Origin of the sequence: Mesonia phycicola, assembly GCF_900141885.1 — a bacterium.
GTDB lineage: Bacteria > Bacteroidota > Bacteroidia > Flavobacteriales > Flavobacteriaceae > Mesonia > Mesonia phycicola.
Genome location: NZ_FQYY01000008.1, coordinates 185,658 through 204,977, shown reverse-complemented (window position 1 = coordinate 204,977; position 19,320 = coordinate 185,658). Strand labels below are relative to the sequence as shown.

At 31.9% G+C, this 19,320-nt stretch carries 16 protein-coding genes and 1 riboswitch; of the genes, 15 read left to right on the top strand and 1 reads right to left on the bottom strand.

Translation table 11 applies throughout. The features are described 5' to 3' along the window. Nucleotides 1-12 precede the first annotated feature (12 nt). Nucleotides 13-126, top strand: a riboswitch (SAM riboswitch). 56 nt (nt 127-182) lie between these two features. The 3 genes from BUC03_RS12900 to metF all read left to right on the top strand — a co-directional run bounded on the left by BUC03_RS12900 (nt 183) and on the right by metF (nt 5,143). Further along, nucleotides 183-1,196, top strand: a complete 1,014-nt coding sequence (locus BUC03_RS12900; protein ID WP_073152816.1) for a homocysteine S-methyltransferase family protein — start codon at nt 183-185, stop codon at nt 1,194-1,196. Between the two features lie 2 nt (nt 1,197-1,198). Then, on the top strand, nt 1,199-3,922 hold the full coding sequence (gene metH, locus BUC03_RS12895) for a methionine synthase (RefSeq protein ID WP_073152813.1): 2,724 nt from the start codon (nt 1,199-1,201) through the stop codon (nt 3,920-3,922). Nucleotides 3,923-4,186: 264 nt separating this feature from the next. Next, nucleotides 4,187-5,143: a methylenetetrahydrofolate reductase [NAD(P)H] gene (metF, locus tag BUC03_RS12890; protein ID WP_073152810.1), complete on the top strand. Its 957-nt coding sequence runs from the start codon at nt 4,187-4,189 to the stop codon at nt 5,141-5,143. A gap of 204 nt (nt 5,144-5,347) precedes the next feature. Here the strand turns inward: metF and gldA are convergent, their stop codons facing one another. Then, nucleotides 5,348-6,244, bottom strand: coding sequence for a gliding motility-associated ABC transporter ATP-binding subunit GldA (gldA, locus tag BUC03_RS12885; protein WP_073152807.1), 897 nt, complete (start codon nt 6,242-6,244; stop codon nt 5,348-5,350). Between the two features lie 435 nt (nt 6,245-6,679). On the opposite strand from gldA, the gene BUC03_RS12880 reads away from it, so the two are divergent. From BUC03_RS12880 to queA, 12 genes are all read left to right on the top strand, one after another. After that, nucleotides 6,680-7,516, top strand: coding sequence for a prephenate dehydratase (locus BUC03_RS12880; protein WP_073152804.1), 837 nt, complete (start codon nt 6,680-6,682; stop codon nt 7,514-7,516). Further along, nucleotides 7,500-8,651 carry a pyridoxal phosphate-dependent aminotransferase gene (locus BUC03_RS12875; protein WP_073152802.1) on the top strand — a complete coding sequence of 384 codons (1,152 nt, stop codon included), beginning with the start codon at nt 7,500-7,502 and terminating at the stop codon, nt 8,649-8,651. The genes BUC03_RS12880 and BUC03_RS12875 overlap by 17 nt, the downstream gene beginning before the upstream one ends. Next, on the top strand, nt 8,648-9,496 hold the full coding sequence (locus tag BUC03_RS12870) for a prephenate dehydrogenase (RefSeq protein ID WP_073152799.1): 849 nt from the start codon (nt 8,648-8,650) through the stop codon (nt 9,494-9,496). Before BUC03_RS12875 ends, BUC03_RS12870 begins: the two co-directional genes overlap by 4 nt. 249 nt (nt 9,497-9,745) lie before the next feature. Further along, a complete protein-coding gene (locus BUC03_RS12865) occupies nt 9,746-10,828 on the top strand; it encodes a bifunctional 3-deoxy-7-phosphoheptulonate synthase/chorismate mutase type II (protein ID WP_073152795.1) in 1,083 nt (360 codons plus the stop codon). Nucleotides 10,829-10,919: 91 nt separating this feature from the next. Further along, complete coding sequence (gene rsgA, locus BUC03_RS12860; RefSeq protein ID WP_073152792.1) at nt 10,920-11,867, top strand: ribosome small subunit-dependent GTPase A; 948 nt, start codon at nt 10,920-10,922, stop codon at nt 11,865-11,867. 4 nt (nt 11,868-11,871) lie between these two features. Continuing rightward, nucleotides 11,872-12,324 carry a D-aminoacyl-tRNA deacylase gene (gene dtd / locus BUC03_RS12855; protein ID WP_073152789.1) on the top strand — a complete coding sequence of 151 codons (453 nt, stop codon included), beginning with the start codon at nt 11,872-11,874 and terminating at the stop codon, nt 12,322-12,324. A 123-nt stretch (nt 12,325-12,447) separates the two neighbouring features. After that, complete coding sequence (locus BUC03_RS12850) at nt 12,448-14,283, top strand: DUF3857 domain-containing protein (RefSeq protein ID WP_073152786.1); 1,836 nt, start codon at nt 12,448-12,450, stop codon at nt 14,281-14,283. A 4-nt stretch (nt 14,284-14,287) separates the two neighbouring features. Further along, the gene (locus BUC03_RS12845) at nt 14,288-16,249 is read left to right on the top strand and encodes a hypothetical protein (protein ID WP_159432718.1); all 1,962 of its coding nucleotides are present in this window, start codon (nt 14,288-14,290) and stop codon (nt 16,247-16,249) included. A 1-nt stretch (nt 16,250) separates the two neighbouring features. Beyond that, the gene (locus tag BUC03_RS12840) at nt 16,251-16,577 is read left to right on the top strand and encodes a nucleotide pyrophosphohydrolase (protein ID WP_073152780.1); all 327 of its coding nucleotides are present in this window, start codon (nt 16,251-16,253) and stop codon (nt 16,575-16,577) included. Next, nucleotides 16,577-16,843 (top strand): hypothetical protein, encoded by a 267-nt coding sequence (locus BUC03_RS12835; RefSeq protein ID WP_073152778.1) that lies wholly within the window; start codon nt 16,577-16,579, stop codon nt 16,841-16,843. The genes BUC03_RS12840 and BUC03_RS12835 overlap by 1 nt, the downstream gene beginning before the upstream one ends. Further along, on the top strand, nt 16,840-18,066 hold the full coding sequence (locus tag BUC03_RS12830; RefSeq protein WP_073152775.1) for a 3-phosphoshikimate 1-carboxyvinyltransferase: 1,227 nt from the start codon (nt 16,840-16,842) through the stop codon (nt 18,064-18,066). The genes BUC03_RS12835 and BUC03_RS12830 overlap by 4 nt, the downstream gene beginning before the upstream one ends. A 118-nt stretch (nt 18,067-18,184) precedes the next feature. Continuing rightward, the gene (gene queA, locus BUC03_RS12825) at nt 18,185-19,234 is read left to right on the top strand and encodes a tRNA preQ1(34) S-adenosylmethionine ribosyltransferase-isomerase QueA (RefSeq protein WP_073152857.1); all 1,050 of its coding nucleotides are present in this window, start codon (nt 18,185-18,187) and stop codon (nt 19,232-19,234) included. The last annotated feature ends 86 nt before the right edge of the window (nt 19,235-19,320 follow it).

The following is a 19,320-nucleotide window of genomic DNA, read 5'->3' as shown; positions in this document are numbered from 1 at the left end:
TTTAATTAAAATATGTTATCAAGAAAGGCAGAGGGACTAGACCCGGTGAAGCCTTAGCAACCCTTTTTCTAATTTATAAAGAAAATGAAGGTGCTACATTCTACTGCAAAAGCAGATAGATAACCCTACAGAATTCTTTCCTTTCTGTTCCTTTACTTGATAGTTGTTTTTATAAAATTACTATGAGTACAATAAAGGAATTATTATCACAAAAAATATTGGTTTTAGATGGTGCAATGGGTACAATGCTACAGCGCTATCAATTTTCTGAAGAAGATTTTCAGGGAGAACGTTTTAAAGATTGGGAAATTCCACTAAAAGGAAATAATGATCTTTTGTCGTTAACGCAACCAAAAGCAATTGCAGAAGTACATCAAAAATATTTTGAAGCTGGTGCAGATATTGTAGAAACCAATACTTTCTCTGGTACTACAATTGCCATGGCAGATTATAAGATGGAGCATTTGGTAGAGGAGCTTAATTATGAGTCTGCCAGAATAGCTAAAGAAGTTGCTAAAAAAATAACACAACAAAATCCAGACAAACCTCGCTTTGTTGCTGGAGCTATGGGGCCTACTAATAAAACTGCAAGTATTTCTCCAGATGTAAATAATCCTGGTTTCCGTGCAATTTCTTTTAATGAGTTACGCCTTGCTTATAAACAACAAGCTTTAGCTCTAATTAAAGGAGGGGTAGATATTTTATTGGTAGAAACTGTTTTTGATACACTTAATGCCAAAGCAGCTCTTTTTGCTATTGAAGAAATTAAAGAAGAAAAGCAAATTGATATACCAGTAATGTTAAGCGGCACCATAACCGATGCTTCTGGCAGAACCCTATCTGGGCAAACCGCAGAGGCTTTTCTTATTTCTGTATCACATATTCCTTTATTAAGTGTAGGCTTTAATTGCGCATTGGGAGCCAAGCAACTCACTCCACATTTAGAAATTTTAGCCAACAGAACTTCTGTGGGTGTGTCAGCATATCCTAATGCAGGACTTCCAAATGCATTTGGAGAGTATGATGAGACTCCTCAAGAAATGGCAAACCAAATAGAAGAATATCTTCAAAAAAACTTAGTAAATATTATTGGCGGTTGCTGTGGTACAACACCAGAGCACATCAAGGCAATTGCTACTGTAGCGGCCAAATATTCGCCTAGAAAAATTAATGCTCTACAATTAATTCAAAACTAAAAATGAATTCTTTTTCAAAAACAGAAAACACTACACACGTAAAAAGATCTTTACAACTTTCTGGTTTAGAGCCATTAATTGTTACTCCAGAAAGTAATTTTATAAACGTTGGTGAGCGTACCAATGTGGCAGGTTCTAAAAAATTTTTACGATTAATAAAAGAAGAAAATTTTGATGAGGCTTTAGCTATTGCTCGAGACCAAGTAGAAGGAGGCGCACAAATTATAGACGTAAATATGGACGATGGTTTGATTGACGGTAAAGAGGCCATGGTCAATTTTTTAAACCTGATAGTTTCTGAGCCAGATATTTCTCGAGTTCCTATAATGATAGATAGCTCTAAATGGGAAATTATAGAAGCTGGTTTACAAGTAGTACAAGGCAAATGTGTAGTAAATTCCATTTCACTAAAAGAAGGAGAAGAAGAATTTTTACTACACGCCAAGAAGATTAAACGTTACGGAGCTGCAGTAATTGTTATGGCTTTTGATGAAGTAGGACAAGCAGATAATTACCAACGCAGAATAGAAATTGCACAGCGGTCTTATAATTTATTAGTTAACAAAGTTAATTTTCCACCAGAAGACATCATTTTCGATTTAAATATATTTCCTGTAGCTACGGGAATGGATGAACACCGAAAAAACGCTATCGATTTTATAGAGGCTACTCGTTGGGTAAAAGCTAATTTACCGTTTGTAAATGTTAGTGGCGGGGTGAGTAATATTTCTTTTTCTTTCCGCGGAAATAATACTGTGCGAGAAGCTATGCACTCGGTGTTTTTATATCACGCCATCCAGGCCGGGATGAATATTGGTATTGTAAACCCAACCATGTTGCAGGTGTATGATGATATACCTAAAGATTTACTAGAACATGTAGAAGATGTAATGCTCGACCGCCGTGATGATGCAACCGAGCGTTTGCTAGACTTTGCAGAAACCGTAAAAAATAATAAATCTGAAAAGCATAAGGTAGATTTATCTTGGCGAGAAGAACCTTTACAAAGTAGAATTACACGAGCTTTAGTAAAAGGGATAGATACGTATGTTTTAGAAGATATAGAAGAAGCTAGACAAGAAGCAGATAAACCCATTCAAGTAATTGAAGGCCATTTAATGATGGGAATGAATGTGGTAGGAGACCTGTTTGGTAGCGGTAAAATGTTTTTGCCGCAAGTAGTAAAATCTGCACGGGTAATGAAAAAAGCAGTGGCTTATTTATTACCATATATAGAAGAAGAAAAACTAAAAAACCCTCCCTTAACAGAAGAAAAAAGCGGAGCAGGAAAAATTTTAATGGCTACTGTTAAAGGTGACGTACACGATATTGGTAAAAATATAGTAAGCGTAGTTTTGGCTTGTAATAATTACGAAATTATTGATTTAGGAGTTATGGTTCCGCCAGAAAAAATTATAGCAGAAGCCAAAGAACAACAAGTAGATATTATTGGTTTAAGCGGATTAATAACTCCCTCTTTAGATGAAATGGTTTTTCTAGCCAAAGAAATGCAACGTCAAAATTTTGAAGTACCCTTATTAATTGGTGGTGCAACAACATCTAAAGCGCATACAGCGGTAAAAATTGATGCAGAATACCAACATGCAGTTGTTCATGTAAATGATGCTTCTCGTGCGGTAACGGTAGTTGGTAGTTTATTACAAAAAGAAACCGCCACTCAATATAAAACAGATTTAAAAACAGACTACGCAGAGTTTAGAGAGAAATTTTTGAGTAGAACTAAAAAGAAAGAATATTTAAGCATTGCTGAAGCAAGACAAAATAAATTTCAAATAGATTGGAAAACGGAAGATATTTTAAAACCCAATCAATTAGGCGTACAAGTAATTGAAGATTTTCAGTTAGAAAAATTGAAAGATTTTATAGATTGGACTCCCTTTTTTAGAAGTTGGGATTTACACGGAAAGTTTCCAGAGATTTTAGAAGATAAGGTTGTTGGTAAACAAGCTACAAGTTTGTATGCAGATGCTCAAGAAATGCTTTCAGATATAATTTTGAATAAAAAGCTAAAAGCGAAAGCAGTTTTTGGTCTCTTCCCTGCAAATACAGTAGAACATGATGATATTTTAGTGCAGCACCCAGATAATTTGAAAGAATTAATAAGATTTAGAACATTACGACAACAGCTTAAAAAATATAAAGGGAAACCTAATTTTGCTCTAGCAGACTTTATAGCGCCAAAGGAAAGTGAAATTCAAGATTATATAGGTTGTTTTTGTGTAACTACTGGTTTTGGAACTCAAGAATTGGCTACAGAATTTGAAAAAAATCTAGACGATTATAATTCAATTATGGTAAAAGCTTTAGCAGATCGTTTGGCAGAAGCTTTTGCAGAATACTTGCATTGGCAAATTCGTACTCAAGATTGGGGTTATGCGAAAGATGAAAATTTATCTAATGCAGAGTTAATTAAAGAAACCTATAAAGGTATTAGGCCTGCGCCAGGTTATCCTGCTTGTCCAGATCATTTAGAAAAGTTAAGTATTTGGAAGTTATTAAATGTAGAAGAGAACATTGGTGTAAAACTTACAGAAAGTTTAGCTATGTGGCCAGCGGCAAGTGTGAGTGGATATTATTTTGCTCATCCTCAGGCTCGTTATTTTGGTTTGGGTAAAATAAAACAAGACCAAGTAGAAGATTTTGCTAAGCGTAAAGAGATAACCTACCAAGAAGCAGAAAAATGGTTAAATCCAAATTTGGCTTAAAAATTTTAAAAATAAGATAAAATGTCATGCTTAACCTGAATTAGTAGCTCACTTTAATTGTGAGAGCAATTTTATTAAACATAATCGCAAGGGATAGTAGCGGCATCCTTTTTTGTTGGTTACTTCGAGCGGAGTCGAGAAGATTTTTTACCAACAAAAAAGATATAGCGAATAGCCCGACCCAATAGGAATGCGCCAAAAAAATAATAAAACGTGAAGCTGAACTAGTTTGGAGAAGCGATAATAAATAGTTAAAAGTAAAAAATGAAAGTAGTAGATCATATAAAAAAAGCAGAAGGAAAAACATTGTTTTCTTTTGAAATTTTACCGCCGTTAAAAGGGCAAAATATCCAATCAATTTTTGATCATATAGATCCGTTAATGGAGTTTCAGCCTCCGTTTATAGATGTAACTTATCACAGAGAAGAATATGTGTATAAAGAACTTTTAAATGGTTTGTTGCAGAAAAAGGTGGTAAGAAAGCGTCCTGGTACAGTGGGTATTTGTGCTGCTATTCAAAATAAATATCAGGTTGATGCTGTGCCCCATATTTTATGCGGAGGTTTTACCAAAGAAGACACCGAAAATTTTTTGATAGATTTAGATTTTTTAGGAATTGATAATGTGTTGGCTTTACGAGGTGATGCAGTTAAAAACGAAACTTATTTTTCTGCAGAAAAAGAAGGACACTCGTATGCAAAAGGTTTGGTAGAGCAAATTGTGGGACTTAATAAAGGAGAATATTTAGATGAAGAATTACTAAATAAGAGTAAAACCAATTTTTGCATTGGTGTTGCTGGGTACCCAGAAAAGCATATGGAAGCACCTAGTTTAGATCAAGATGTGTTACGTTTAAAAGAAAAAGTAGATGCAGGAGCTTGTTATGTAGTTACTCAAATGTTTTTTGATAATAAAAAATATTTTCAGTTTGTAGAAAAATGCAGAAATGCTGGTATTACCGTACCTATTATTCCTGGCTTAAAACCTTTAGCTACTAAAAGGCAACTTTCTGTTTTACCACATCGTTTTCATGTAGATCTGCCAGATGCATTAATTTTAGAAGTGCTTAAATGTAAAAGTAAAGACGAAGTACGCCAGGTTGGAGTAGAGTGGTGCATACAACAAAGTAAAGAGCTAATTGCAAATGGAGTACCTTTTTTACATTATTATTCTATGGGAAAAAGTGATAATATAGAAAAAATAGCAAGAAGCTTATTTTAAAGCATAATTAAAATAATTTGGTGGGGTTTTAGGGTTTTAGTGCTTAGTAAATTTGAGCTTAATACAATTAATTTTAAGAAAGAAATAAGCTAGAAGTAGATTATTTTTACAGAAATATTGTAAAGTAAAATACAGACATAGCGCATTTAAATTCTTAAAACAACCCTCCTAAGGTTGAGGTAGAAGGCTTGTATGCAGGTAGATTTATTTTTGTGTTAAGTCTCTAAACAGTTCTTCTAAATTTTTATGCTTTTGGTGTAGCTGAAGAATTTTAAGTCCGCTATCGTGAGCAAAATCAAAAACCACAGAACGCATATCTTTACTAGATTCAAAAGTAAGTTCATACACAAAACCAACTGTATTTTTTACTTCTTTTAGTTGAGGTAAACGTTGTAGCGCTACTGTTTCTACACGGTAATCAAATTCTACCACCACAATTTGTTCGTCATCTTCTTTTAGGTCTTTCAGTTTTTTATCGGCAACAATTTCTCCTTTATTAATAATAATCACTCTATCACAAACTGCTTCTACTTCTTGCATAATATGTGTAGATAGAAAAATAGTTTTCTCTTTACCAATCTTTTTAATAAGTTCTCTAATTTCAACTAATTGGTTAGGGTCTAAACCAGTAGTTGGTTCATCTAAAATAAGTACACTTGGGTTGTGTAAAAGTGCATTTGCCAAACCTACACGCTGGCGGTAACCTTTAGAAAGCTGACTTATTTTTTTATTGGCTTCTGGAGTTAAACCAGTAAGTTCAATAACTTTTTCAATCTCTTCTTTGGGCGTTTTGTACACTTTTGCATTGAAAGCTAAATATTCACGCACGTACATTTCTAGGTATAAAGGGTTATGTTCTGGTAAATACCCTATTTGTTGCTGAAGTTGAAGTTTGTTAGTAGTGATATCTAATCCGTTAACTTTGGCAATACCTGCAGAAGCAGGTAAATATCCAGTTAAAATTTTCATAGTAGTAGATTTTCCAGCTCCGTTAGGACCTAAAAATCCAACAATTTCACCTGTATTAATTTCAAATGAAATTTTATTTAAAGCTTTTTGGTCTCCATAAAACTTAGAAATGTCTTTTACCGCAATACCCATAGTAATTCAATTTAACCTCAAAAATAAATAAATCTATTAGCTAAATATGTTTTTCAGTTTAAAAACAATAAAATTTTAGCAAGATAAATTCTATAACGTAAAAACTTTAGTTAAGGTATGTTTTTGGTAAGGTGTTAAAGCATTTTTTTATATCAAAATACGAATAGGTAATTGTATGCTTAATTCAGGATTATATCATCTTTCTATAAAATTTTATTAAAAACTTAAAAAAATATTTTTTTTATTAGAATTAAGTTCTAATTTAGTCTAACATTTTAAAAGCAAGATGAAAAACGTATTTACTTGGAACGCTTATTTTTATTTTTATTTCTTTATTAGAGATAGAAACGGGAGCGCTATGTAGATACTTTAAGTATATTATTAAGTAACAATCAAATCCCGATAAATTTTATCGGGATTTTTTTTTGTCAAAAAATGAAAAAAGAATTAATAGCAATTCAGGGTATAGAAGGCTCTTTTCACCACCAAGTGGCTCGGGAGTATTTTGGAGATAAGGTAGAAGTTTCTATGTGCGAAAATTTTAAACAACTTGCAGAACAAGTAGCAAAGCAAGAAGTAGAGAAAGCAGTAATGGCAATAGAAAACTCTACAGCAGGTACTATTTTGCCTAACTATGCCTATTTAGATGAATATGGTTTAGAGATTATTGGAGAGCATTATATACCTGTTAGTCTAAATTTAATGTCGCTAGAGAGTGAAAGTTTAGAAAGTATAACAGAAGTATACTCTCACCCAATTGCTTTATTACAGTGCAAAACATTTTTTAAGCAATATCCACATATAAAACTAATAGAAGATAATGATACGGCAGATGTAGCAAAAAGAATTGCAGAAAAAGGTTTAAAAAACACTGCCGCAATAGCAAGTAAAACTGCTGCAGAAATTTTTAATTTACAAGTATTGGCAGAGAATATTCACTCGCAAAAAACTAATACTACTCGATTTTTAATTATCTCTAAAAAAGGAGAAAAAGCAAATCAGCCAGATAAAGCATCTTTAAAAATAGTTTTAAAGCACGAACAAGGGAGTTTATTAAAAGCTTTAAATATTTTGAATATCTACGGAATTGATATGAGTAAAATTCAATCGCTTCCTATTGTAGATGAACCTTGGAAATATTCATTTTTTATTGATGTAACTTTTAAAGAAGTAAGTTCTTTTTTTAAAGCTATAGAAGACTTAAAGAAAGTATCGGAAGAACATAAAATTTTAGGAATTTATAAAAACCAAAACCATGAAGCCCGCAAATAGGTTAGCGTTTATTAAAGAATACTATTTCAGTAAAAAACTGCAAGAGATAAAAAAAATGCAGCAAAACGGAATAGATGTAATTAATTTAGGTATAGGAAGCCCAGATTTACCACCGCCATTTGATGCGGTGGCACAAATGCAATTGGCAGCCAAGCAAGAAAACGCACATAAATATCAGAGTTATCGTGGGGCAGATGAGTTGCGGGAAGCTTTTGCTAGCTTTTACCAAAGAAAATTTCAGGTAAAATTAAATTCGGAAACAGAAATTTTACCATTGTTGGGAAGTAAAGAGGGAATTATGCATATTTCTATGGCATTTTTAAATGAAGGTGATGAGGTTTTAATACCCAACCCTGGTTACCCAACTTACACTTCTGTAACAAAATTGGTAGGGGCAAAGCCTGTTTTTTATGAGCTGAAAGAAGAGCGTAAATGGCAACCAGATTTTAACGAGTTAGAAAAACATGATCTTAATAAAGTGAAAATTATGTGGCTTAATTACCCACATATGCCAACGGGAGCAAAAGCTGGTAAAACAGTATTTCACGATGCTATTGCTTTTGCTAAAAAGCATGATATTTTATTGGTAAATGACAATCCGTATAGTTTTATTTTAAACGATTGTCCAGAAAGTTTGCTAGCATATCCAGAAGCAAAAGAAGTAGGTTTAGAGCTAAACTCGGTAAGCAAAACTTTTAATATGGCAGGTTGGCGCGTAGGAGCAGTTATGGGAAGTGAAGAAAATATTCAGCATATACTAAAAGTAAAAAGTAATATGGATAGTGGTATGTTTTTACCAGTGCAATTAGGTGCCGCTGTTGCTTTAAATGAAGGAGAAGACTGGTTTAAAAAGCTAGATTTATTATACAAAAATAGAAGAACAAAAATTGTAGAATTAGCTAAAAAACTAAACTGCGTGTTAGAAGAAAGAGATTTGGTAGGGATGTTTGTTTGGGTAAAAATTCCTGATGCTTATAAAACATCGGAAGAATTTTCTGAACATATTTTGCAAACACATCATTTATTTGCCGCACCAGGGACGGTGTTTGGTAGTGCAGGTGAAGGTTATATTCGGTTTTCACTATGCGTAGATGAAGCCACTATAGAAAAAGCTATAAAACGAGTAGAAGCATGAAAATAGCAGTTGTAGGAATAGGTTTAATAGGTGGCTCTATGGCTTTAGATATAAAAACCGCTTTTGAAAATGTAGAAGTAATAGGTGTAGATAAAAATGAAAAAAACGCTAAAAAAGCAAAAGATTTAAATTTAATAGATGCTATTGGCGAGTTGAAAGATTTACAGAATGCAGATGTGGTAATTGTCTCTGTGCCGGTAGATGTGAGTATAAAAGTTCTTTCTGAGGTGTTAGATCACGTGGGAGAAAATACTTTGGTGTTGGATACAGGATCTACTAAAGAAAAAATTTGCGAGTCGGTAAAAAATCACACAAAACGAAGAAATTATTTAGCAGCACACCCAATTGCAGGAACAGAGTTTTCTGGTCCAGAAGCAGCTATTCAAGATTTATATAGAGGGAAAACTATGATTGTTTGTGAGGTAGAAAAAACAGCATTTAAGCTGCAAGAAATTGCTTTTGAAATTTTTCAGAAATTAGGAATGAGAATCCGTTATATGGATCCGCATTCCCATGATAAACACATTGCTTATGTGTCTCACTTATCACACATTAGTGCTTTTATGTTAGGGAAAACGGTGCTAGAAAAAGAAAAAAATGAAAAAGATATTTTTGATTTAGCAGGAAGCGGATTTGCATCTACAGTGCGTTTGGCTAAAAGCTCACCAGCAATGTGGTCTCCTATTTTTCAGCAAAATAAAGAAAACGTATTGGAGACTTTAACAGAATATATTCAGAATTTAAATGAATTTAAAAACTTAATAGAACAAGATAATTTTAAAAAGTTATATGAAGAAATGGAAAATACAAATCATATTAAAAATGTATTAAACGGAATTAATTAAACAAAACATGTTGCGTTAGGGATAGAGGCATTGTTGGAGCTCTTTTAAATTTGTTGACTGGAGCGGAGTCGAAAGTTAAAGGCAAATTTAAAAAGCGACTGCCGAAAGCCCGACCCAAAGGGAACGCCATAAAAAACAAAAGAAATTTGTCATTTTTAGTCTATTTGTGAGACTTAGAGGCTTTAAAATGACAAAAATTAAAATAATAGTAATTTATAATATTTAGAAAACAAGATAAAAAATAGAGCGATGGAAAATAAAAAAGAATTAAGAGGTTGGTTAGATAAATTTAATTTAGATCACCCGTTAGTAATTGCTGGACCTTGTAGTGCAGAAACAGAAGAGCAGGTTTTAAAAATTGCACATCAGTTAAAAGATACAGATACAAACGTATTACGTGCAGGTATTTGGAAACCCAGAACGCGTCCTGGTAATTTTGAAGGTGTAGGTGCTTTAGGTTTAAAGTGGTTGCAAAGGGCAAAAGAAGAGACAGGCTTGTTAACTACAACAGAGGTTGCTAACCCAATTCACGTAGATTTAGCACTTAAACATGATGTAGATATTTTATGGATTGGAGCTAGAACCACAGTTTCTCCGTTTATTATTCAAGAAATTGCAGAAGCGTTAAAAGGTACCGATAAAACAGTATTGATTAAAAACCCAGTAAATCCAGATTTGGCACTTTGGTTAGGTGCTGTAGAGCGTTTTTACAAACAAGATGTAAAGAATTTAGGTGTAATACATAGAGGTTTCTCTACGTACGAGAAAACAAAATACCGTAATAATCCAGAATGGCAAATAGCTATTGATTTGCAAACTAAATTTCCAGATTTACCTTTAATTTTAGATCCGTCTCACATTGCTGGTAGAAGAGATATTATTACAGATTTATGCCAGACGGCTTTAGATTTAAATTACGATGGTATTATGGTAGAAACGCATTACGATCCAGATAATGCTTGGAGTGATGCTAAACAGCAAATTACACCGCAAGCCTTAGACCAAATGACAAGAGATTTAAAAATTAGAAAAGAGGTTTCTCAAAGTCAAGATTTTCAAGAAAAATTAGCTTCATTGAGAGCTAAAATAGATGTAATTGATAATCAATTGTTAGATGTTTTAGGTAAACGTATGAAGATTGCAGATGCTATAGGGGAGGTGAAAAAAGATAAAAATGTAGCTATTTTACAATCTACTCGTTGGAATGAGATTTTAGGGAAAATGATTTTAGAAGGACAAGATCACGGATTGAGTGAAGAATTTATCTTGAAGATTTTTAAAGCAATACACCAAGAATCTATAAATCACCAAGAGAAAATATTAAGTAAATAAACCAAAAGCTATCATAGTTTGTTTTACTATTTTTGTAAAAATATAATTGCTCAATTATTTAATTAGTTGAGCAATTATTTTAATAGAATAAATGAAAGGAATTGTTTACAAATCAACAGGAAGCTGGTATACTGTTAAGGCAGAAAATGGCACATTTTATAACTGTCGTATAAAAGGTAAGTTCCGTTTAAAAGGAATAAAAAATACCAATCCGGTAGCGGTAGGAGATGAGGTAGAGTTTGATTTAGAGGAGAATGTAGATGAGGTTATTGGGGTAATTAAAACCATCAAAGAAAGAGGTAATTATATCATTAGAAAATCTGTAAATCTATCTAAGCAAACCCATATTATAGCTGCTAATATAGATATAGCCTTTTTAGTTATCACCTTAAACAATCCGCCAACATTTACCACATTTATAGATCGTTTTTTAGTTACTGCAGAAGCGTACGGAATTAAAGCTGTTTTACTTTTTAACAAAGTAGATACTTATTCAGAAGAAGAAAAAGATGAGATTAGGTACTTAATGGCGCTTTATAGAGATATAGGGTATACTTGTTTGCCAATTTCAGCTAAATCTGGCAAAAATGTAGATCAAGTTAAAGAATTAATGGTAGATAAAACTTCTTTGTTTTCAGGGCATAGTGGTGTAGGTAAATCTACCTTAATTAATAATATGGAAACAGGACTCGGGTTAAAAACTTCAGCCATATCAGAGCAGCATTTGCAAGGGCAGCACACTACCACTTTTGCAGAAATGTTTGACCTTTCTTTCAATGCTCGTATTATAGATACCCCTGGAATTAAAGGATTTGGTATTGTAGAAATTGAAAAAGCAGAATTAGGTGATTATTTTCCTGAATTTTTTGAGAGAAAAGGAGGTTGTAAATTTAATAACTGTTTACACGTAGAAGAACCAAAATGTGCAATTAAAGATGCTTTAGATGAAGATGAAATAGCTTGGTCTCGCTACAAATCTTACTTACAAATGTTAGAAGGAGAAGATGAGCATTACCGAGTAGACATTTATAAAGAATAAACTTATGAAAGTAGTATTGCAACGTGTAAGTGAAGCAAGCGTAACTATAGAAAATAAGGTAAAATCTTCTATAAAAAAAGGTTTTCTAATTTTAGTAGGTATAGAAGAACAAGATACTCAAGATGATGTAGAATGGCTTTGCAGAAAAATTATCAATATGCGCATTTTTGGTGATGAAGATGATAAAATGAATCTTTCTCTTAAAGACGTTGATGGAGAAGCACTAATAATAAGTCAATTTACTCTACACGCGAGCACTAAAAAAGGCAACCGGCCAAGTTTTATTAAGGCAGCAAATCCATCAATAGCTATTCCTCTTTATGAAGCTTTTATTTCAGAATTTGAAAAGCAATTAGAAAAACCAGTGGGTACGGGAGAATTTGGAGCAGATATGAAAGTATCTTTACTTAATGATGGGCCAGTTACTATAATTATAGATTCTAAAGAAAAAGTATAGTAGGTTCTTTAGATTTTTCTATTTTTAACGATTCATTAAGAGACAACTTTTATGTATAAAAATTTTATAACTATAGTCATTTTATGGCTATATGTTAGTTGCACTTATGGGCAAAAATCTGTAATGCCCATTTTTTCTAGTAAAGATAAAAATGCTAATGCAATAGTTAGAAAAAATATTACCGAAGTAGAATTAAATAGTCTAACTAATGTTTATTACAAAAAATATACATTAATAACTGTTTTTAATCCAGAGGGAGACGACGTAATTTCTAATTATGCCTATTATGATGGGGATAGTAAAATAAAGAATCTTGATTTAAAAATTTATAATTCCTTAGGGGTTAAAATTCATGATTATAACATTAAAGATTTTCAAGATGTAAGCTCTGTTAGTGGTTCAACATTATATTCAGACGCTAGAGTAAAATACTTTAATTATAGACCTACGAGTTATCCTTATACAGTTGCATTTTTAAAAGAAATAAAGTTTGATGATACTAGTCTAATACCTGGTCATAATTTTATAAGCAATTATGATACCTATATAAAAGAGAGTACTTACAAGCTATACTATAATAAAGAAGAGTGGAATTTACTTTTTAATGAAAAAAACTTCGATTCATATAATATCGATAAGAAAGAAGTAGAAGGAGGTATTGTTTATGAGCTTAAAGATTCTCCTTCTATACCTAATGAAGAATTAAGTTTACCATACAATTTAATATTTCCTAAGCTAGAAGTAACCTCTTCAGATTTTACGATTGCTGGGCATAAAGCCGAAAATATTTCTAATTGGAATAGTTTGGGTAAATGGTTTTCTTCAGAGTTACTAGACGGAAGAACAGAGCTTTCATTAGAAACAGAAACCCATATAAAAAAAATAACCAGTCATGCTCAAGACCCTATCGAGAAAGCAAAAATAATTTACAAATACGTACAAGATAACACACGCTATATAAGTGTACAAGTGGGTATTGGTGGTTTACAGCCTATTATTGCCTCAGAAGTAGATAATGTTAAATATGGAGATTGCAAAGGCTTATCTAATTATACCAAAGCTTTATTAAGTTTGGTCGGTGTAGATGCTTATTATGTACACGTAGAGGCAGGCACAAATAAAGTAGATTTCGAAGATAATTTTGCCACCTTGGCTCAAGGTAACCATGCTATACTTTGTATACCAGATGAAAAAAATTTACATTGGATAGATTGCACAAGTTCTACACTTCCTTTTGGGTTTTTAGGAACATTTACTGATGATAGAAAAGCTTTTGTAATGAAACCAGACGGTGGGCAAATTGTAAAAACACCTCAGTATTTAAATGAAGATAACCTACAGCTTACTCAAGCAGAAATAAGTTTTTCTCCTAAAGGAAAAATAAAAGTACTAGGATCTATGAAAACCTATGGTTCACAGTATGATAGTAGGTCTTCCCTAGAGCATTACTCGCTAGAAGATCTAAAGAAAAGAGATTATAAATTTTGGTCGACAATACATAATTTAAATATTATTAAGCACGATATGCTTAATAATAAAGATGAAATATCTTTTGTTGAAAATTTTGAATTTGAAGGAGATAGATATACAGAAATATCTGGTGATAGATGTTTTGTAAAAATAAATGTTATAAATCCAGATACATATGTGCCTAGTCGTTACAGAAATAGAAAGACAGATTTCTATTACCCAAGAGGGTATCAAGATAAAGATGAAATAAAAATTAAAATACCAGAAAATTATATAGTTGAAGCTATACCATATCCGGTAAACCTAAAAACAGAATTTGGCTCGTATAAGATGGAAGTGATAAAAGAAAATGACCATCTTCTTTACAAGAAAACTATACTCATAAAAGAAGGAAAGTACACAAAAGAAAAATATAAAGCATTTAGAGCATTTAGAAAGTCTATAGCAAATGCAGAAGCACAAAAAATTTCATTCATCAAGCAAAACTAATTCCATGAAAACAAGATTATCAACTATATTAATTCTATTAATTTTTTTGAGTCTAAAGTTTACATTGGTAAACGCCCAAGAAGTTGAATTTAGAAATGTTACCAAAGAAGAGCTTCTAAAACAAAAAAGCGATATAGATAGTACTGCAGGTGCAGAAATACTTTATTATAACAGAGAAGTTTTCTTTAATGTTACTTATTCATCTGTCTATTTAGTTACAGAAGTTCATAAAAGAATAAAATTTTACAACGATCGACCAGAAGATTTGGCCTATGCCACCGAAAAAATTAGACTTTATATTAAAGAATCTAATGAAGAGGTTTCTAAGATAAAAGCTTATAGTTATAATCTGAAAAATAATTATATAGAAGAAACCAAATTAGATAAAAGTCAAATCTTCGAAAATGAACTTTCTGAAAGTACAGCTGAAGTAAGTTTTACTCTTCCTAAGGTAAAAAAAGGAACAGTAGTAGATTTTACTTATAGAATTCAATCTCCGTATTATTGGAGTATAGATGAATTTCAATTTCAATTTGATATACCAGCAAAGAAAATTTCGGCAAAAATATATACACCACAAGATTTTCGGTTTAATAGAATAAATAAAGGATATATAGTTCCTAAGTTTAAAGAAGAAACTAAAGTTGATCAGCGATTAGGAGGTAATGCAGTGGTGTACAATTACGATGTAGAAAATGTTGTTCCTTTAAAAGAAGAAAGCCTAGTAGATAATATAGAAAACTATAGAGGAGGAGTATTATTTGAACTTACTTACTTAAAAAGAAGTAATGGTACTATTAAAAATTTTGCCCAAACTTGGGCAGATGTTGCTAAAACTATAGCATATACAGAAGATTATGATTATAACATAAAAAGAGATGGGGTTTTTAAAGATGATATAGATTTTATCGTAGATAAAAACCTAGAAACCGTAGAGCTAGCAAAAGAAATCTTAAGTCATGCTCAAAAAAGTATTAAATGGAACGGTAGAAAAAGTAAGTATTTTCAAAATGGTATAAGAAATGCTTATAAAGAAAACTCGGGTAACTCTGCAGATGTAAATTTAAGTTTGGTTGCTATGTTAAGATATGCAGGTATAAACGCAAGCCCTATAATAATTAGTACTAGAGATAATCTAAAACCTCTGTATCCAACTGTAGATAGATTAAACTATGTAATAGCTTATTTTAAACATAATAATGAAGATTATTATTTAGATGCTACAGATCCGTTTAGTGAGATTAATATTTTACCCATAAGGGCTTACAATTGGAACGGGATAATGGTAGATAACCCTAACAAAGTATGGAAGTTAGTAGACTTAAAAATTCCTCAGCCTAGTAAATATTCAAGTATTATTTCAGGAACATTAAATGAAGAAGGCATCATAAAAGGAAAAATTTCTGTGAAAAAAGAAAATCATTATGCTTACCTAGCAAAGAAAAAATATAATGCCTTAGCAGAAGAAGATTATCTAATTGAAAAAGAAGAAAATCTAAATAATATTTTAATCGAAAATTATGAGGCAGAAAATATTTATGACTCTGGAGATTTTAAAGAGAGTTATTCTTACGAGTATGAGAATGCGGTAGATATTATAGGAGATAAAATATTCTTAAAACCTATTTTGTTTTATAAAGATCAAGAAAATTTTTTTAAAGAAAAAGAAAGAAAGTATCCAATAGATTTTATTTTTCCATTTAAAGATAAATATTTAATCAATCTAAAAATTCCAGAAAACTACGAGGTTAGCTCTTTACCTAAATCGTTAAAAATTAAATTTGGAGAAAGTTCAGCTTATTATCAATTTATTTTAAGTAATAACGGAAAATTTATTAGGTTAGCAGTAGATTATGAACTTATGCAAACCAAAATAGCTCCTCAGGATTATAATACTCTAAAAGAATTTTATGATCAGAAAATCGCGAAAGAAGAAGAGCAAATCGTACTTACAAAAATAAAATAAAATGAACATACAAGACGCGCAAAAAGCGGTAGATAGTTGGATAAAGGAGCACGGAGTTCGTTATTTTAATGAGCTTACCAATATGGCACAACTTACCGAAGAAGTAGGAGAGGTAGCTAGAATAATTGCTCGCCGCTATGGAGAACAAAGCGAAAAAGAAAGCGATAAAAATAAAGATTTAGGAGAAGAGCTAGCAGATGTTGTTTTTGTAGTCTTGTGTTTGGCTAACCAAACAGGTATAAATCTTCAAGACGCTTTTGATAAAAAGTTAGACTTAAAAACAAAAAGAGACCACGATCGTCATCACCAAAACCAAAAATTAAAGTAATGAATTTTAAAGAAGTAATTGCTTATAAAGGTTTCTGGAAATCTGTACTCGTACTAGGTCTAGCATTTTTAGTGATTTACAATATTGTAGATTTACTTTTTAGCTTTGGTTTTGATATAGATGCTTTTGCTGCAGAAAAATTAGCTTATCCAAAAATAATTAGATTTATTATAGCAAATATAGTAGGTGGCTTCATTTACGGGTTTGTAGTTGCTTTTCTACAATTTAGAGGAAAAGTAAGAAGGGAAAAAGAAAAAAACTCATGAAAGTACAGTTATCCACTATTCATAAAAATTTAGAAGGTTCTTGGCAAGTTACAGGGTCTAAAAGTGAAGCGAATAGATTATTAATTTTGCAAGCGTTGTTCCCTAAAATAACTATAGAAAATATATCTAATAGTGATGATTCTAAAGTGCTAAAAAAAGCGCTAACTTCTTCAAAAGAGCTTATAGATATACATCACGCAGGTACTGCAATGCGTTTTTCTACCGCATATTTTGCAGCTCAAGAAGGTAGAGAGGTAATATTGACTGGTAGCCAGCGCATGCAAGAGAGACCCATAAAAATTTTGGTAGATGCTTTAAAAAGCCTTGGGGCAGATATAGAATATCAAAAACAAGAAGGTTATCCACCATTATTAATTAAAGGCAAAAAAATAACCAATAATAAAGTAAATCTAGCAGCAAATATTAGTAGTCAATACATTTCTGCTTTAATGTTAACTGCACCGTCATTACCAAACGGACTAGAAATTACTTTAGAAGGCAAGGTTACTTCTACACCATATATTTTAATGACGCTTTCTTTGCTTACAGATTTGGGTGTAGAAGCTTCATTTCAAAATAATATAATTAGCATAAAACCTTTTCAGCTTTCTCAAGAAAAAGTATTTACCGTAGAGTCAGATTGGAGTTCTGCCTCTTATTTTTACAGTTTAGCAGCGCTAAGTGATTCAGCAAAAATCAAAATAAGTAGTTATAAGCAACAATCTTTGCAAGGAGATTCTTCATTAGTACAACTATATCAAAAATTAGGAGTAAAAACTACCTTCTTAGAAAATACCATAGAATTAGAAAAAGATACCTCTGTAGCATTGCCAGAAATATATAAAGCAAATTTAGCATCTTCGCCAGATTTGGCTCAAACTATAGCAGTAACTTGTTTAGGCTTAGGTATTGGTTGTGAACTTACAGGCTTGCACACTTTAAAAATTAAAGAAACAGATAGGTTAGTAGCTTTACAAAATGAAATTTCAAAATTTGGAGCACAAATAGAAATTACTAACGATAGCTTAAAATTACACGCGCACCATAACTTAAAAGAAAATGTGAGTGTAGCTACCTATAACGACCATAGAATGGCAATGGCATTTGCGCCATTAGCTTTAAAAACTATGCTGCAAATAGAAGATGCTGGAGTAGTATCTAAGTCTTTCCCAGATTTTTGGGAGGCAATGTCGTTTTACAAGATAAAAGTAGAAGAAATTTAGAGAGAAAACATAGTGTTTTTAGGTACATAAAAATCTATTTCTTAAATAATTGCTTATTTACTTGACAACCCCTATGTTGAGGTTGTATATTTGCAATTCTAAAAATTTTAGTATGGGAATGAAACTTTCACAGTTCAATTTTGAACTGCCAAATAATCTGTTAGCAGAATATCCTTCAGAAGATCGTGATGAAGCACGTTTAATGGTACTTAACCGCAAGGAGAATACTATTGAGCATAAAAAATTTAAAGATCTAATCAATTATTTTGAGCCAGATGATGTAATGGTTCTTAATAATACAAAAGTTTTTCCTGCGCGTCTTTTTGGTAACAAAGAGAAAACAGGAGCAAGAATAGAAGTATTTTTATTAAGAGAGCTTAATTCAGAAACCCGTCTTTGGGATGTTTTAGTAGATCCTGCAAGAAAAATACGTATTGGTAACAAACTTTATTTTGGAGATGATGAAAGTTTAGTTGCAGAAGTTATAGATAACACAACTTCTAGAGGGAGAACTCTTCGTTTTCTTTATGATGGTTCTTATGAAGAATTTAGAAATAAACTAAATGAATTAGGAGAAACACCATTACCTAAATATATAAAAAGAGATGTAGAGCCAGAAGATGCAGATCGTTACCAAACCATTTACGCAAAAAATGAAGGAGCAGTAGCTGCACCAACCGCAGGCTTACACTTTTCTAAGCACCTTTTAAAGCGTTTAGAGATAAAAGGAGTAGATCTTGCAGAAGTAACACTTCACGTAGGTTTAGGTACTTTTAACCCAGTAGAGGTAGAAGATCTTTCTAAGCATAAAATGGATAGTGAAGAAGCAGAAATTGAAAAAGCTGCAACTGTTGTGATTAATAATGCAATAGAAAATAAAAGAAGAATATGTGCGGTAGGTACCACGGTGATGCGTGCCTTAGAAAGTTCAGTTTCTTCTAATGGGAGACTTAATGAGTTTAAAGGGTGGACCAATAAATTTATTTTCCCTCCGTATGATTTTAGTATCGCAAATTGTATGATTACTAATTTTCATACCCCAAAATCTACTTTATTAATGATGGTATCTGCATTTGCAGGGCATGATTTAATGGAGAGAGCATATAAAGAAGCTATTAAAGAAGAATATCAATTCTACTCTTACGGAGATGCAATGCTTATTATTTAAGCAACATTTTATATCATAAAATAAAAAGGCTGCGCTTATTAGGTGTAGCCTTTTTTAGTAAACACAAATAAGTATATTAAATCTAT